Source organism: Streptomyces sp. NPDC054783, assembly GCF_053611725.1.
Window position 1 is genome coordinate 140,472 of record NZ_JBSHAY010000003.1, and the last position, 14,393, is coordinate 154,864.

Below are 14,393 nucleotides of genomic sequence, written 5' to 3' on the forward strand. Positions count from 1 at the left end.
CGGGTTGACTCCTGGCTCCTGGTTTCCGGGTGGTGGGGTCGGTCTGGTCCTGCTCGGGCCTGGTCAGCGGTGCTTCGGGCGGGAACGGGCGGCGGACGGTCCGGTGCGGCGGGCCGCCATCCGCTCGGCGTCCCGGCGGGAGGCCAGCACCCTGCGGTGCTGCTGGGACCGGGTCAGCTCACCCGGCCCGCGCCCGCCGATGATCCGGGCCGCGACGAAGAGCAGCAGCACGAGGGCCATCAGGAGCGCGGCGGCCCCGAACCCCCGGGCGATGTAGGCGGGTTGGGGCGAGCGCACCAGATCGAAGGTGGCCAGCGGCAGCGAGATCTGCGGGTCCCTCAGCGGGTTGGCGTTCAGTCCGGCGTTGACCCCGGAGGTGAGCAGCACGGGCGAGGTCTCGCCGATCCCGCGGGCGGTCCCCAGGATCACCGCGGTGGTGAGGCCGGAGCGCGCGGTGGGCAGCACCACGGTCCACAGCGTCCGCCACTGGCTCGCACCCAGCGCGTACGACGCCTCGCGCAGCGAACCCGGCACCAGCCGGATGACCACGTCGGCTGCGCGGATGATGATCGGCAGCATCATCACGCCGAGCGCCAGCGCGGCGGCGAACCCGGACTTGTCGACGCCGAGGATGAGGATCACCGTGGCGTAGATGAACAGACCGGCCACGATCGACGGCAGCGCCGTCATCGCCTCGACGATGGTCCGTACGAAACGTGCGTAGCGTCCGGGCACTTCGTTGAGGAACACCGCGCAGGCGAGCCCGAGCGGGACGGTGACGGCCAGGGAGATGGTGATCTGCTCCAGCGTGCCGACGATCGCGTGCACCACGCCGCCGTCGGTGAGCGGCTGGAGCGGGCCCGTGCTCGACATGTCCTGGGTGAAGAAGTTGAGGTGCGCCAGCGCGCTGTGACCGCGCCACAGGGTGAAGCCGATCACGAAGACCAGGGCGGTCAGCAGCAGCACGGCCAGGCTGTGCCACAGCACCGCGGCCACCCGGTCCCGTACCGCGACGCCGTTCTCGTCGAAGGAGACGAGCACCGCGTACAGACCGAGGAAGAGCACATAGGTCACCACCACGAAGCCCAGCACCGAGTCGAACGGGGCGATGCGGACGAACAGCAGGGCCGCCAGGGCGACGGCTCCCACCGCGGCACCGGCCAACGCGAGGAGATCGGTGGCGTGGACGGTCGAGGTGCTGCGCCGCACCTCGGGTCCCCCGGATCCCTCGGGTCCTTCGAGGGGCGGGCCGGCCCTGCGGATCGGTTCCTTCTCGAGGAGGTCGCCGTCGGGGTCGCTGTTGAGGAGGTCGCTCATCTCAGGCCTCCGCCCCCGCGCCCGAGCGGCTGCGTGCCACGATCGAGGAGGCGATGAAGTTGACGACAAGGGTCATGAGGAAGAGGGCGAGTCCGGCGGCCATGAGGGCGGACATGCCGAAGTCGCTCGCGGAGCCGTAGCGCAGCGCGATCAGCGCCGACACGGAGTTGGCGCCGTTCTGCAGGATGTGCGGCTGGACGGCGAAGACCGGGGAGATGATCATGTAGACGGCGATCGTCTCGCCCAGCGCCCGGCCCAGGCCCAGCATGGTGCCGCCGATCACCCCGCCCAGGCCGAAGGGCAGCACGACCGTACGGATCACGCCCCACCTGGTCGCCCCGAGTGCGAACGCCCCCTCCCGCTCGCCCCCGGGCGCCTGGGAGAACGTCTCGCGCATCACCGAGCAGGCGATCGGGGTCACCATCAGGGCCACGACCGTCCCGGCGATGAACGTGGACGAGGTGTAGACCGTGCTCGTCGCCAGTGGGTCGTGCGGGTCGGTCCCGTCGACCCTGAAGACCGGGATCCAGCCGAAGTACGTGGAGATCCACCGGGACAGCCCCACCACCCGGCTCTGCAGGAAGAAGGCCCCCCACAGCCCGTACACCACGCTCGGTACCGCCGCCATCAGGTCCACGAGGCTGACCAGCGTCCGCCGCAGCCGGCGCGGCGCGTACTCCGAGATGTACAGGGCGGTGCCCAGCGCCAGCGGCAGGGCGATGGTGATCGCCACGACACCGATGAGCGCGGTGCCGGTCAGCACCGCGGCGATGCCGAAGTGATGGGAGTCGGGCTCCCAGGCCGACGTCGTCAGGAACGAGCCCTTGGCCACGCGCAGCGCCTGCCACGCGCGGTAGCCGAGGAAGACGCCGACCAGCAGCATGATCACCAGCACGACGCCACCACTGCCGCGCGCCGCGCCACGGAAGAGGCGGTCCGCCAGTTCTCCTCTGGCCCGGATGTCACGCGGTACGTCAGGAAGATCCGGGTCCGCCGGACCCGTCGGGTTCAACGGATTCGGCTGCCCGAAGCCGGACGTGGCAGCGCTCACGGCGTCCCCGCCCCGGCCTGGATCCGCAGGGGAACCGTGGACCCCAGCGGGTCGGCTCGCTCACCGGGGGCGTCCGGCGGCGCGGTGCCCGGGACCCCCGGCGGCACGGGCCGCACCGGGCCGGGCACGTGCAGACCGCGCAGCCGCGGCAGGCTGACCAGCCCGGAGCTGAGCTCGGCCACCGGCAGCGCGGCGAGGAACAGGCCCAGGTTGTGCTGGCACTCCCGGTGCCGCTGGTAAGGCCGTCCGGATGTGGCGACGTTCTGGCCGTCGAGCGCGACCCGCCATGTCCAGGTGCCCGCGATGTGGGCCATGGCGAGGACCGGCCGTACGTCCGCTATGCGCTCGCGGAGCTGGTTCACCGCGGCCTGACACGCGGCCAGGCTCTCGAACGTGGCGGCGCAGCGGCCGAGTTCACGGTTGTTGGCGCCGATCAACCGCCAGCCGACGGGTCTGGACCCCCCGTCCGGTCTGGCATGTCTCTGTTGGCTGAGCGACGGGGCCATGCCAAATTCCTCCGTCGGCACATACAGAAAGCGCGGGCGGACCATACGGACCGACCCCCCTCCACCTTTGCGAAAACTTCTCGCCCCTGACCGAAAGGCATCCCCCTAGCGCACCTGAGAGTCACCGGCTGTGGGGTGTCTGTGCGCACGGTCATGCGAAGGCCGAACGGAGCGAAGATGAACGGGAGATACTTGGGAACCCAACGTGACAACGATCAAGCGGTGGTCACGCTGCGCCCCGATGCCGGCATTGGCAGGGGAGGTCAGCCGGTCGGAGGCGGGTGTTCGGCCCGGTGGCGCAGGTGCTCGGCCCGGTGTCCGGACTGCGCCTTCGTGAAGACGCTGTGGAGGATCCGGGCGCCGAGAAGAGGCGGCCCGACGCGGGGCGCATTACGTGTAGTACTCGATCACCTCACCGACGGTCGCGACGGGGATGTGCCGGTCCGAGATCGCCTTCATCAGCGCCGCCAGGCCGCTCTGGCTGATCTCGGTGCTGCTGCGCGGCCGCCCGGCAACGACCCGGTGCAGACACAGGATGAGCCAGTCGCCGTTGGTGGCGCAGCGGTCGAGTCTGCCGCCCGGGCTCGTCAGCCGGGACAGAACCGTGCCGCCGATGCCGTTGCCGTCGGTGATGCCCGTCAGCGCCTTCAAGCGGTACGGCATGGCCGGTGCGAAGGACTCGGTCGTCTCCGAGATGATCGACCGGGCCGTGGTGAAGTGCCTGCCGGCCATGAGATCCACCGGTACGCCGTCCTTCGTCTTCCCGAAGGCGCCGTGCGGGTAGGCGAAGTGCTCGCTGGTGAAGCCGTTCGACACCAGCCACTCGCGCACTTTGCGGAAGTCGTCGTCGACCTGTCGGGCGGTCAGCGCGCTGTAGCCCGCCGCATGAGCACTCGACGCGTACGCGTGCCCCGCCATCTCCCATCCCGAGTGGTCCTGCAGCGACCGCATCCTGCCGATCGTCAGGGAGCCGCCGGCACCGATGGCGTCCGCGATGTTGTAACTCGTGCCCGGGAACCCGTAGGGGTCCATCACCGGCCGCGCCAGATCGTGCACCGAGCCGTGCGAGTCGTCGAAGGTGACGGAAACGACGCCCTTGGGGAAGACGGACGTGGTGTCGGGGACCAGCTCCACTGCCTGCAGCCAGTACGTCACCGGCCCACCGGCATTGTCGTACACGGCGAACGACATGTCGGTGAAGCCGGCCTTGGTGGAAGGCGCCCCCGTCGGGCCGATCGAGCAGGTCCCGGCCGCCGAGGTGACGTCGGCCCACTGCAGGTGGACCGTCACCCACTCCCCTGACTGGACATAGTTGGCTGCCGTCGCTGAGTGCGCATGGAACTGCCAGACGAAGTGGTTGGCGAACGAGTCGGTGCCCACGTAGAAGGCGAGCCTGGCCAGTTGGGTGGTGTCCTCGACACGGAAGATCAGGCGGATCATCCTGCCGGTGAGGTTCAGCTCGGTCATGCCGGTCCTGCGGACGTACGACTGCCTGCCGCTACCGTTGGTGGTCACTCGCACCGACTGGCTTCCGCGGGCGAAATCCAAGTTGTCGCCGAGGTCGGTGGACGCGGTGCCGGCTCCGGCGGCCGTCCACCCGTGACCCCGCTGGAGCTGCTGCGACCACGCGGCACGGCGGTACCGCGGGCGGCGCCCGGAAGGGGCGTGGGCCGGCGTCGTAGCGCCGTTGAGCACAGCGGCGTCCCCCAGTAGTGCGCCCCCTGCCACGAACAGGCCGGATGCTCCGGCAAGGCGCAGAGCCGACCTCCGGCCGAAAGACGGTGCGCTCACGACGTGCCCCCTGTACGCATTTCTGCTCCCCGGCGCTGCCGAGCCGATCCGGTCGCGCGCTCCCCACTCGCCCCGATTCCCCGTCGTCCGGGATGCGACCGCGCCTCCTGGCACAGCGTCGCGCAGCCGACCCCGGCTTCGCGGCGACTCTCGAAGATGACTGCTCGACATTCGGCAGCACGACCTCGGGCAGTGGTACATGGGCGCACACAACGGCGCGCGGCCACTGCTCGTGCTTCCGCTCACGGGTAGTGATATGGGAACACCGCTTCCGTTTGAGGGGCACATCTTGAAACCCTGACCAAGCACGAACGGGAAGAAATCGTGAAGATCAACCGACGGGTCGGGACTGGGCCCGCACCGGTGGATCACGGTCCCTTGTCGGCGCCGGGCAGCTCCAGACCGGGCATCCGTCGAAGGCCTCACGGTGGATCACCCGTGCATGCGGGGCACTTGGCCGTCTGTCGGGTGCCCGCACAGACCTCAGAGGCGATTCGTAGGTATCGGCTCGGCAAAGAGGGTTCCACGCCGAGGTGGCCTATTGAACCCTTAAGGTCCACATATAGGGGGGAATTGTGAAGATCATCTCGCGGTACCGGACACGAGGTCCTCAGACCCGCGATTGAGATGGCGGTGCATCGAAACCAGCGACCGCAGTGGCCCGACGGGGGGCTCCGGCCGAGTCGCTGACACACCGCGGTTCATGCAGTACCCGACGCCGCGGTTGCCTGCTTCAGGAACAGGCAGCCGCACTTCAGGGGCGCCGTTTTCCGGTCTGCGCTCGTTCGCGGGCCGGCTCAAGGGGAGGAACCACCATGCACATCTGCGTGCTCGGGCAGGGCTATGTCGGCCTGCCCTTAGCCCTCAGTGCCGCCGAAGCCGGACACGTCGTGACCGGCTACGAACCCGATCGGAAGCGTTGCGACAAGCTGGCTTCCGGCATGTCGTACGTCGAGGACATCCCGTCGAACCGACTCAAGGCGGTGCTGAGTTCGGGCGCCTACCGGCCCAGCTCGGATCCGAAGGACCTCAAGGGCTTCGACGTCGCGGTCATCACCGTGCCGACACCCCTGACCGACAGAGCCCCGGACCTCACCTGCGTGCGTGAGGCCGGGCGGACACTGGCGACGTGGCTGGAGCCGGGCGCCACCGTGGTGCTGGAGTCCACCACGCACCCCGGCACCACCCGCGACGTGCTCATACCCCTGCTGGAGGAGGGCTCCGGCCTCATCGCAGGGCGGGACTTCCATGTCGGGTTCAGTCCCGAGCGCATCGATCCCGGCAACGCCGACTGGCGCCTGGAAAACACACCCAAGATCGTCGCGGGTCTCACCGACGCGTGCCTGCAACGTGTGAAGACCTTCTACGACTCGGTCACCGACGTCACCGTGCCCGCCTCCGGGCTCGAAGAGGCAGAGCTGGCCAAGGTGTTCGAGAACACCTACCGGCACGTCAACATCGCCCTGGTCAACGAGCTCTCACGCATGGCTCACACGCTGGGAGTCGATGTGTGGCACACCCTGGAGCTGGCGGCGACCAAGCCGTTCGGCTTCACCAAGTTCCTGCCCGGCCCAGGTGTCGGCGGGCACTGTCTGCCCATCGATCCCGTCTACCTCAGCCACCACGTCAAGGCACGGCACGGGCAGACCTTCCGGCTCATCGAACTGGCCCAGGACATCAACGAGAGCCAGCCCGACTACGTCGTCCGGCGTCTGCAGGACGCCCTCAGCAGCCGCTTCCGCCGCAGCGTGCACGGAGCACGCATTCTGGCGCTCGGCGCGGCCTACAAGCCGGGTACGTCGGACGCCCGGCAGTCGCCGGCCGTCCAGGTCATCGACCGGCTGCGTGCCATGGGAGCCGAAGTCGTCGTCGTCGATCCCCATCTGCCCGACGGCGGTTGCCGGCACATTCCCTTCGCCGGAGCAGCGGGCGGCGAGAGCGTCGCCGACTTCGACGCCGTCGTGCTGCTCACGCCGCACGCCGAGTTCGACCTCGCCCAGCTCGCCGACGAGGCCGCCTACGTGCTCGACACCCGTGGGGCCATGGCACGCGCGCCGCACGTCGAGCGGCTCTGACCCACCCGTAGAACAGCCGCCTGGGCAAGCGACGGCCGGCAGGCGCCGTCGGGACACCCGAAGCACGGACGACTCCCGGCACGGATCTCCTTTCCACTGGCAGTGGACGTCTCCTGCCTGGCCGATGCTCACGGCGCGTTCGACACCCCGACAAGGACCGAAGCATGTACGGACACAACGGTGCGGGTGCCGCGATCGGCACCGCAGCAGGAGGAGCAGCACTGGCCGCCACCGGCGGCACGGGGCTGGGATGGATCGTGCTGGGAGCGATGCTCCTGGTGATCGGCGGGGCGGCGGTCTTCCGCCTGGCGACCCGCGGCAGGCGGGTGTCCGCTTGAGCACCTCATCACGGGCCAGGTTCACCGTGGTGACCGCTGTGGTGGCGGCGGCTCTCGCCGCTGCCACCGTGGTGGTCCACCTTCGGTCGAAGAGCCCGATCCTGACGTTCTACTGGTGGCTGGGCATGGTCGTGATCCTGCTCTGCCTGCTCTCGTTCCTCAAGGGCCGGTCCTTCGCTCACCTTCCGGTCGCTCCCGGCCGTACGGTAGCGATCGTCCCGGCCTTCGAAGAACCCACGGAGAATCTGCACCGCACGGTGCGGTCGCTCCTGGCGCAGACACATCCGGTCGACGAGATCCACGTGATCGACGACGGCTCCCGGCAACATCCCGTGCAGCCCTTCGGCCACCCCCGGGTCTTCTGGCACCGGCAGGAGAACAAGGGCAAACGCGGGGCCCAGGTCACCGTGCTCCGCCATCTCCAGGCGGAGGGGAAGCACTTCGACTTCGTCCTCACCATCGACTCGGACGGCGAGCCGTTCCCCGACGCCCTGGAGCAGCAGCTCCGCGCCATGAGCAACCCGAAGATCCAGGCCACCACCGGAATGATCTACATCCGCAACTTCGAGGAGACCTGGGTCTCCCGGGCCGCGGACATCGACATCGGCACGTCCTGCGTGATGATGCGTTCCTCGCGCTCCATGCTCGGAGCCCTGGAGACGACGTCGGGAGCACTGGCCCTCTACCGGGCCGGCCTGCTCTACGACCACCTGGACGCCTACGAGGTCGAGTGCGGCACGGGTGACGACCGGTGGCTCGCACTGAGGGCCCTCATGCGCGGTGAGGTCGTGGCCGTCAACGAGGCCGGCGTGGTCACCGACATGCCGACCACCCTCGGCAAGACATACCGCCAGCGTCTGCGCTGGGCGCGGTCCTGGTGGTGGATGCTGCCGTTCGTGTACGCACGGCTGTCCTTCAAGCAGCTCATATCGCCGACGTTCGGTCTGCTCCAGCTGGTCATCACCCCGATCATGCTGGCCTGGACCGTCGTCATGACGGTGCTGACCCTCGGTGGGCGCTACCACGATCCCGGCGTGGCCCTGGTGTACCTGGCGACGTACGTCGTCGTCCGGTACGGCCAGGCGGGTCTGTACGTGCTCATGCGGCCGGACCTGACCACACGCCAGCGCTGGCGCTCCTGGCTCGTCGGGACACCCGCGGCCGTGTTCATGAACATCGTGCTGCTGTGCCCCACCCGCTACTGGGCACTGTTCAAGCTCCGCGACAACGCCTGGCAGTCGCGCGGGCTGACGGCCAGGACGGCCCTGCCGGGCGGACGCCACCGCACAACTCCGCGGACCCCGTAACAACAGCCGGCCAGGCGGGCCATCCCGACCCTTCGCCCAGGTCAGCCAGAACCGCCGAAGCCCCAGGCCAGTGGCCTGGGGCTTGTGCGTTGCCGGGAACGCTTCGGAGCTCTGCGTGCTCGGCTCACCCGCGCGGGGTCGTCCGCTGTGCGGCTTCGGTCAGCGTGGTCGCCGTGTGTACCGCGCTGGCGATGGCGTCGTCGGGGGCGAGGCCGCACAGGTCGGTGAGGGAGAAGAGGGCCTCGGCGCTGACGACCACGGCGAGGTCCCGCTTGAGCTGGGCGAGGGCTTCCGGATCCGTCACCCCCAGCTTCTCCTCCAGGGGCTGGAGGGCGAGGTCGATCAAACCGAATCGGATACCCGGTCTGGCGGTCGCCGCCTCGGGGCGGGTGATGGTGGCCGCGATCATGGCGCGCACCGCTCCCTGCCTGAGGAGTACGCCGCGCAACAGGAACTCGCAGGCGAAGGCCACCCGTTCGACGGGGTCGGCGGAGTCGGCGACCGGCGCGAGCGCCTCGGCGGGGGGCGGCCAGGCGCCGGCCAGGGCCTCGCTGATCAGCGAGGGGAGGTCGGGGAAGTATCGGTAGGCGGTGGCCTCGGAAACCAGGGCCGCGCGTGCGATCGCGGGCATGGTCACCTCGCCGCCCGTGCCGATGAGTTCGCGGGCGGCTTCGACGATCGCCGTACGCGTGCGCCTCTTCTGATTGCTGCGGCCGGTGTCCGTCCGAGTCGTCGCCACCGGTACGTCCCCTTTCGCGTCCGTCCATCCGCCGTCACCTTATCACTGGCTACCCTCGTCATGAGAGTTCACTTGCATAACGAGATGCCGCCCTCTAACCTTCTTCGTGAGAGCTGACTCTCACGAAGGAGATGGCGATGACCGAGGTTTCCGTGGTCGGCCCGGACGACGGCGAGACGATCCGTCTGGGGCCGGCGCAGATCCGCATCCTCGAGGACGGCAGCACCACCGGGCACCGTCTCGGCATTGGCGAGATCACCCTCGCCCCGCACAGCGAAGGCCCCCCGCAGCACCGCCACGCCCAGCACGACGAAGGCTTCTACGTGGTCTCCGGCACCGTGCATTTCACCGTCGGGGAGACGACCCATGTCGCACCGGCCGGCACCCTCGCGATGATCCCGCCCGGCGCCCCGCACACCTTCGCCAACCTCGGCGACGAGCCGGCGGTGATGCTCAACACCTTCACCCCCGACCTGTACGTCCAGTACTTCCGCGACCTGAGGGACATGATCGCCGGCGGCCGGGAACTGACCCCGCAGGCGACCGCCCAGGTGATGAGCCGGTACGCCACCGAGCCGGCGACCGACTACGCGTGACGGCCCGCGTCAGTAACCCCCGTCACCGACAACCGACTTGGAGACTCACATGACCAGCACCGCCCGCACGATCACCCTCACCCTCGACTCCGGCGACGTCGACCTCAGCTTCACCGTCGACGAGCGGGACGAGGGTCACCCCTTCCTGCTCCTGCACGGCGGCGGCGGTCCGCAGACCGTCACGGGGTTCGCCGCCCTCCTCGCCGGGCAGCGGCCGGCGCGGGTCATCACCCCCGTCCACCCCGGCTTCGGCGGCACCGCCCGGCCCGACTGGCTGACCGACGTGCCCACCCTCGCCCAGGTCTACGTACGACTGCTGGACGAGCTCGGCCTGGAGGACGTCACCGTCGTCGGCAACTCCATAGGCGGCTGGATCGCCGCCGAAGTCGCCCTGCTCGGCAGTGACCGGATCAGCAGCGTCGTCCTCGTCAACGCCGCCGGCATCCAGGTCCCCGGACACCCGGTCGCCGACCCCTTCACCCTGACGCCCGCCGAACTGTCCGCTCTCTCCTTCCACGACGTCGAGAGGTTCCGCATCGACCCCAGCACGTTCTCCGACGAGCAGCGCGCCCTGGCGGCCGCCAACCGCGCCGCGCTGCGGGTCTATTCGGGCCCGCACGCCATGGCCGACCCCACCCTGCGCGAGCGCCTGGCCAAGGTCGTGCCCCCGCTCCTCGTCGCGTGGGGCGAGAGCGACCGGGTCGTCGACGTCGAGTACGGACGTGCGTACGCCGCCGCCGCCCCAGGCGCCGCGTTCGAACTGCTCCCCCGCACCGGTCACATGCCCCAGATCGAGACCCCCCAGCAACTCCTGCCCGTGGTCTGGGACTTCGCCGACGCGCACGCCGCCCATCGGCCCACCCACTGAGCGCGGGAGCCCACGTGCCCGATCCCGTACCGGGGCGGCGCGCCCCCGTCCTGGCCGTCTGCTGCCTGAGCGTGCTGCTGGTCAGTCTCGACGTCACCGTCCTCAACGTCGCACTCCCCTCGATGCAGCGGTCCCTGCACTCGTCCGTCCCAGGTCTGCAGTGGACGCTCGACGCGTACACCATCGTCCTGGCCTCGCTGCTGACCCTGGCCGGTGCCACCGCCGACCGAGTCGGACGGCGGCGCGTCTTCCAGCTCGGTCTCGTGCTGTTCACCGGTGGGTCGGCCCTGTGCAGCCTGGCGCCCACGACGGGCTGGCTGGTCGTCTTCCGTATGGTGCAGGCGGTGGGCGGCAGCATGCTCACCCCCGTCGCCATGGCCATCCTCGCCAACACCTTCACCGCACCACGGGAGCGGGCACGGGCCATCGGCGTCTGGGGCGCGGTGGTCGGCCTGAGCATGGCGGCCGGGCCGGTTCTCGGCGGGGTACTGGTGGAGTCGGCCGGATGGCGGTCGGTGTTCGGGCTGAACGTGCCGATCGGGCTGGCCGCGCTGGCGCTCGCCGCACTGTTCGTCCCGGAGTCCCACGCACCGACGGCCCGACGCACCGACCCTGTGGGCCAGTTGCTGGTGATCATCCTGCTCGGCACGCTGACGTACGCCGTCATCGAGGCGCCCGGCGAGGGCTGGACCGCCCCGCCGATCGTGGCCTGCCTGATCGTGGCGGCGGGCACGCTGGCCGCCTTCGTACCGTACGAGAACCGGCGCGCCGAACCGCTGATCGATCCGCGGCTGTTCAGCAGCGCACCTTTCAGCGGGGCCACCGCGACAGCCATCCTCGCCTTCGGCGCGCTCGGCGGCTTCCTGTTCGCCAACACCCTCTATCTGCAACGGGTGGTGGGACTGAGCGCCCTGGGCGCCGGGCTGCACCTGCTGCCGATGGCGGTACTGTCCCTGGTGTGCCCGCCGCTGTCCGGGCGGATCGTCGGCAGCCGCGGTCCGCGGATTCCGCTGCTGCTCGCGGGGGCCGGCATCGCCGCCAGCGGTGTACTGGCCGTCGTCGTCACCCGCTCCGCCCACCCCTCGGACCTCCTGCTGTACGTCACGTACGCGCTGTTCGGTGTCGGCTTCGGCTTCGTCAACGCCCCGATCACCTACACGGCGGTGTCCGGCATGCCGCGCGCCCAGGCCGGGGTCGCCGCCGCGGTCGCGGCGACGAGCCGTCAGGTCGGCTCCTCGCTCGGCATCGCGGTGATCGGCGCCGCGGTCGCCTCCGGTGCGCGGCCTGCGGCCTGGTGGATCGTCACCGGGTGCGGGGCGGCCATCCTGGCCCTGGGCACCGTCACCACCGGCCCCTGGGCCACCGCCACCGCCGAACGCGTCGCCGCCCGGCTCAAGCCCAGCCCGCCGCTCGCCACGGCGGACACGGCGGGGTGACCGCCGTCGGATCCTGATCCGCAGGCTGTCGAGGTCCGCGGATCACGGCGGCCCAGTGGTCCCACGACGCGGAAGCCGTGTCGATCGAGGGTGAGGACGGCGTTGCGATCGAAGGTGTGACGTCCGGCTGGGCCTCTGCGCTGGATGAGTGCCGCTTGTTGATCAAGACGCCGGCGGCGACGAGCAACACGCCCGACCGCTCTGCTTGTCGTGCCTCCTGCCTGGCTCACCTGCAGACGTCCTACTGAAGGAAGCGACCGGACACTTGCGCATAGGACAGTTCGCCGAAAGAGCAGCACTCTCGGGTGCCCTGGGCCTCTCGCTCCTCGGCTTCGGTGTGACCACGGCTGCCGCGGACACCAGTACCTCACTGCCGATCAGCTCGTATCGTGACATCGCTGTCGACGCAGCTCATCAGCATGTGTTTCTCAGCGACCCGTCCGGTGGCAGCGTTGTGGTGACGGACTACACCGGCCAGGTCGTGAAGCAGTTCAACGGTGAGGCCGGCGCCTGGGGAATGGCGCTGTCCAGCGACTCCGGCACGCTGTACGTGGCACTCCGCGACGCCGGCGCGATCGCCGCGATCGACACCGCCACTCTGCAGGAGACCGCCCGGTACGACACCGGCACCGGCGCGGGCGCCTACGCCGGCCCGACCTCCCTCGCGCTGGCCGGGGGGAAGATCTGGTTCGGCTACAGCGTCGACACCTGGAACGGTGCCCTCGGCTCCCTGGACCTGAGCGGAGCCCAGCCGGTCGTCGCACGCGGCCAGGGACTCGACACGTTCCGCGACGCGCCCCTCCTGGCCGCCACGCCGCAGCATCCGGACACCCTCGTCGCCGCCGAGTCGGACGGCAACTACGCCACCGTGGCGGTGTACGACGTGAGTGCGGGCCAGGCCGGCGTACGGGCCGAGCGCGTCAATCCGGGGCCGGACGGATGCGAGAGTCTGCAGGACCTCGCGCTGACGCCGGACGCCGGGCAGGTCGTCATCGCCTGTGCCTCGGCCCACTACCACCAGGTGTTGCGCACGGCCGACCTGTCGGACGACGGCCTCTACACCACCAGTTGGTCCCCCAGCGCGGTGGCCGTCGCCCCCGACGGCACGATCGCGGCGGGCGTCTACGGACCCTCCGGGCCCGACGTCCAGCTGTTCACGCCGGGCAACTCCACGGCCTTCGCGGCCTGGGACTTCCCGCCGCCCTCCGCCTACGCCGCCACCACCCTCGAGCCCGGCGGTCTGGCCTGGACCCCGGACGGCAGCCGGATCTTCGCCGTCACCCAGGCCGGCAGCTCTTCGTCCCTGAGCCTGCAGGTCCTGAACCACCCGCAGGTCTCCACCACCGTCACCGTGCAGGCACCCGCTTCCTCACCCCGCAACCAGGACCTCACCCTCACCGGAAGGCTCGAAGCGCCCGTGGGGTTCGGCGCGGGGAGCACCGTCGACATCTGGCGGCTCGACGACCCCACGGCGGGTGAGGGCACGCTGATCGGGTCCGCGCCCGTCGCCGCGGACGGGACGTTCAGCTACACCGACCGTCCGAGGGCCAAGGGCGATGTGCAGTACACCGTCCAGTACGCGGGCGACGCGCGGCACGCCAGTGCCTATGGCACCGTCACGGTCGACATCACCTCCGACTGAGTCCAGGAGCACTTCGGGCAAGCGCTCGGCTGGGATTCCCAGCCGGGCGTTCTGCCTGGGCGGCTGTCGGGTTCGGGTCGGCGACAGCGTCGAACTCAGCACCCGCTCCATGGGAAGCCCCAGGTCAGTTGCCTGGGGCTCAGCTGTTGTCCAGTCCGGACGCCGGTCGGGTCGCCGAAGCCGGCCGGATCATCGTCATGGACCAGGGCCGGGTCGTCCAGCAGGGCCGGTACGAGGAACTGCTCGCCGGCCGCGACGGACTCCTCGCCCGCCTGGCGAGCCGTCAGATGTAGCCGGTGCGAAGGCGCGGGCGCCGACCGGAAGGCACCTGGAAACCGCTGGGCCGACTGGAGAGGGGAGGACCATGGAATTCGCGCTGCCGGTCTTCGGGCAGGAGTCGGACTGGGACCGGATGACCCCGCAGGAGCGCGAGGAGCGCTTCACCGCCAACCGCGCGTACGGCCGCGCGATGACGGAGGCGGGTGTCCGGATCGTCTACGGAGCACGGCTCGCCCGCCCGGCCGCCGCCGAACACGAGGAGCGCGCCGGCGAGGGGGTGCTGGAGGTCGGCGGGCTGTGGATCACCGACGTCCCCTCCGAGGAGGAGGCGCTGAGCCGGGCGGAACGGGTGCCGCTCAGCGATTCGGGCCGGGTGCAGGTCCGCCGCTGCGACGGGCCGCCGCGAAAACCGTGAAACGGCGTCGGCCGTCTTCTACTCGTCGTCGTC

At 70.2% G+C, this 14,393-nt stretch carries 14 protein-coding genes; 9 read left to right on the plus strand and 5 right to left on the minus strand.

Annotation, left to right across the window (positions count from 1 at the left end):
- Nucleotides 1-63: 63 nt before the first annotated feature.
- The 4 genes from pstA to ACWGJ5_RS07580 all read right to left on the minus strand — a co-directional run bounded on the left by pstA (nucleotide 64) and on the right by ACWGJ5_RS07580 (nucleotide 4,389).
- The gene (gene pstA, locus ACWGJ5_RS07565; RefSeq protein ID WP_453308838.1) at nucleotides 64-1,317 is read right to left on the minus strand and encodes a phosphate ABC transporter permease PstA; all 1,254 of its coding nucleotides are present in this window, start codon (nucleotides 1,315-1,317) and stop codon (nucleotides 64-66) included.
- Between the two features lies 1 nt (nucleotide 1,318).
- A complete protein-coding gene (pstC, locus tag ACWGJ5_RS07570; RefSeq protein ID WP_453308839.1) occupies nucleotides 1,319-2,368 on the minus strand; it encodes a phosphate ABC transporter permease subunit PstC in 1,050 nt (349 codons plus the stop codon).
- Nucleotides 2,365-2,874: a hypothetical protein gene (locus tag ACWGJ5_RS07575; protein ID WP_453308840.1), complete on the minus strand. Its 510-nt coding sequence runs from the start codon at nucleotides 2,872-2,874 to the stop codon at nucleotides 2,365-2,367. The genes pstC and ACWGJ5_RS07575 overlap by 4 nt, the downstream gene beginning before the upstream one ends.
- A gap of 390 nt (nucleotides 2,875-3,264) precedes the next feature.
- Nucleotides 3,265-4,389: a polysaccharide deacetylase family protein gene (locus tag ACWGJ5_RS07580; protein WP_453308841.1), complete on the minus strand. Its 1,125-nt coding sequence runs from the start codon at nucleotides 4,387-4,389 to the stop codon at nucleotides 3,265-3,267.
- A 1,091-nt stretch (nucleotides 4,390-5,480) separates the two neighbouring features.
- Between ACWGJ5_RS07580 and ACWGJ5_RS07585 the strand changes: the two genes are divergently transcribed.
- From ACWGJ5_RS07585 to ACWGJ5_RS07595, 3 genes are all read left to right on the plus strand, one after another.
- Nucleotides 5,481-6,740, plus strand: coding sequence for a nucleotide sugar dehydrogenase (locus ACWGJ5_RS07585; protein WP_453308842.1), 1,260 nt, complete (start codon nucleotides 5,481-5,483; stop codon nucleotides 6,738-6,740).
- A gap of 164 nt (nucleotides 6,741-6,904) precedes the next feature.
- On the plus strand, nucleotides 6,905-7,078 hold the full coding sequence (locus tag ACWGJ5_RS07590; RefSeq protein ID WP_107100563.1) for a peptidase: 174 nt from the start codon (nucleotides 6,905-6,907) through the stop codon (nucleotides 7,076-7,078).
- Nucleotides 7,075-8,385 (plus strand): glycosyltransferase family 2 protein, encoded by a 1,311-nt coding sequence (locus tag ACWGJ5_RS07595; RefSeq protein ID WP_453308843.1) that lies wholly within the window; start codon nucleotides 7,075-7,077, stop codon nucleotides 8,383-8,385. The genes ACWGJ5_RS07590 and ACWGJ5_RS07595 overlap by 4 nt, the downstream gene beginning before the upstream one ends.
- 124 nt (nucleotides 8,386-8,509) lie before the next feature.
- On the opposite strand, the gene ACWGJ5_RS07600 is transcribed toward ACWGJ5_RS07595, so the two are convergent.
- Nucleotides 8,510-9,124: a TetR/AcrR family transcriptional regulator gene (locus tag ACWGJ5_RS07600; protein ID WP_453308844.1), complete on the minus strand. Its 615-nt coding sequence runs from the start codon at nucleotides 9,122-9,124 to the stop codon at nucleotides 8,510-8,512.
- Between the two features lie 137 nt (nucleotides 9,125-9,261).
- Between ACWGJ5_RS07600 and ACWGJ5_RS07605 the strand changes: the two genes are divergently transcribed.
- The 6 genes from ACWGJ5_RS07605 (at nucleotide 9,262) to ACWGJ5_RS07630 (ending at nucleotide 14,360) form a co-directional block, all read left to right on the plus strand.
- Nucleotides 9,262-9,720: a cupin domain-containing protein gene (locus tag ACWGJ5_RS07605; RefSeq protein ID WP_453308845.1), complete on the plus strand. Its 459-nt coding sequence runs from the start codon at nucleotides 9,262-9,264 to the stop codon at nucleotides 9,718-9,720.
- A 49-nt stretch (nucleotides 9,721-9,769) separates the two neighbouring features.
- Nucleotides 9,770-10,588, plus strand: a complete 819-nt coding sequence (locus ACWGJ5_RS07610; RefSeq protein ID WP_453308846.1) for an alpha/beta fold hydrolase — start codon at nucleotides 9,770-9,772, stop codon at nucleotides 10,586-10,588.
- A 14-nt stretch (nucleotides 10,589-10,602) separates the two neighbouring features.
- A complete protein-coding gene (locus tag ACWGJ5_RS07615) occupies nucleotides 10,603-12,024 on the plus strand; it encodes a DHA2 family efflux MFS transporter permease subunit (RefSeq protein ID WP_453308847.1) in 1,422 nt (473 codons plus the stop codon).
- A gap of 265 nt (nucleotides 12,025-12,289) precedes the next feature.
- On the plus strand, nucleotides 12,290-13,666 hold the full coding sequence (locus ACWGJ5_RS07620; RefSeq protein ID WP_453308848.1) for a hypothetical protein: 1,377 nt from the start codon (nucleotides 12,290-12,292) through the stop codon (nucleotides 13,664-13,666).
- 146 nt (nucleotides 13,667-13,812) lie between these two features.
- Nucleotides 13,813-13,959 (plus strand): hypothetical protein, encoded by a 147-nt coding sequence (locus ACWGJ5_RS07625; RefSeq protein WP_453308849.1) that lies wholly within the window; start codon nucleotides 13,813-13,815, stop codon nucleotides 13,957-13,959.
- Between the two features lie 71 nt (nucleotides 13,960-14,030).
- Complete coding sequence (locus tag ACWGJ5_RS07630; RefSeq protein WP_453308850.1) at nucleotides 14,031-14,360, plus strand: hypothetical protein; 330 nt, start codon at nucleotides 14,031-14,033, stop codon at nucleotides 14,358-14,360.
- The last annotated feature ends 33 nt before the right edge of the window (nucleotides 14,361-14,393 follow it).

What these genes read in the sequence shown, in the direction of transcription:
- ACWGJ5_RS07610 (WP_453308846.1), top strand. Translation starts at nt 9,770, where the DNA reads ATGACCAGCACCGCCCGCACGATCACCCTCACCCTCGACTCCGGCGAC.
- ACWGJ5_RS07575 (WP_453308840.1), bottom strand. Translation starts at nt 2,874, where the DNA reads ATGGCCCCGTCGCTCAGCCAACAGAGACATGCCAGACCGGACGGGGGG.
- ACWGJ5_RS07605 (WP_453308845.1), top strand. Translation starts at nt 9,262, where the DNA reads ATGACCGAGGTTTCCGTGGTCGGCCCGGACGACGGCGAGACGATCCGT.
- ACWGJ5_RS07630 (WP_453308850.1), top strand. Translation starts at nt 14,031, where the DNA reads ATGGAATTCGCGCTGCCGGTCTTCGGGCAGGAGTCGGACTGGGACCGG.
- ACWGJ5_RS07585 (WP_453308842.1), top strand. Translation starts at nt 5,481, where the DNA reads ATGCACATCTGCGTGCTCGGGCAGGGCTATGTCGGCCTGCCCTTAGCC.
- ACWGJ5_RS07590 (WP_107100563.1), top strand. Translation starts at nt 6,905, where the DNA reads ATGTACGGACACAACGGTGCGGGTGCCGCGATCGGCACCGCAGCAGGA.
- pstA (WP_453308838.1), bottom strand. Translation starts at nt 1,317, where the DNA reads ATGAGCGACCTCCTCAACAGCGACCCCGACGGCGACCTCCTCGAGAAG.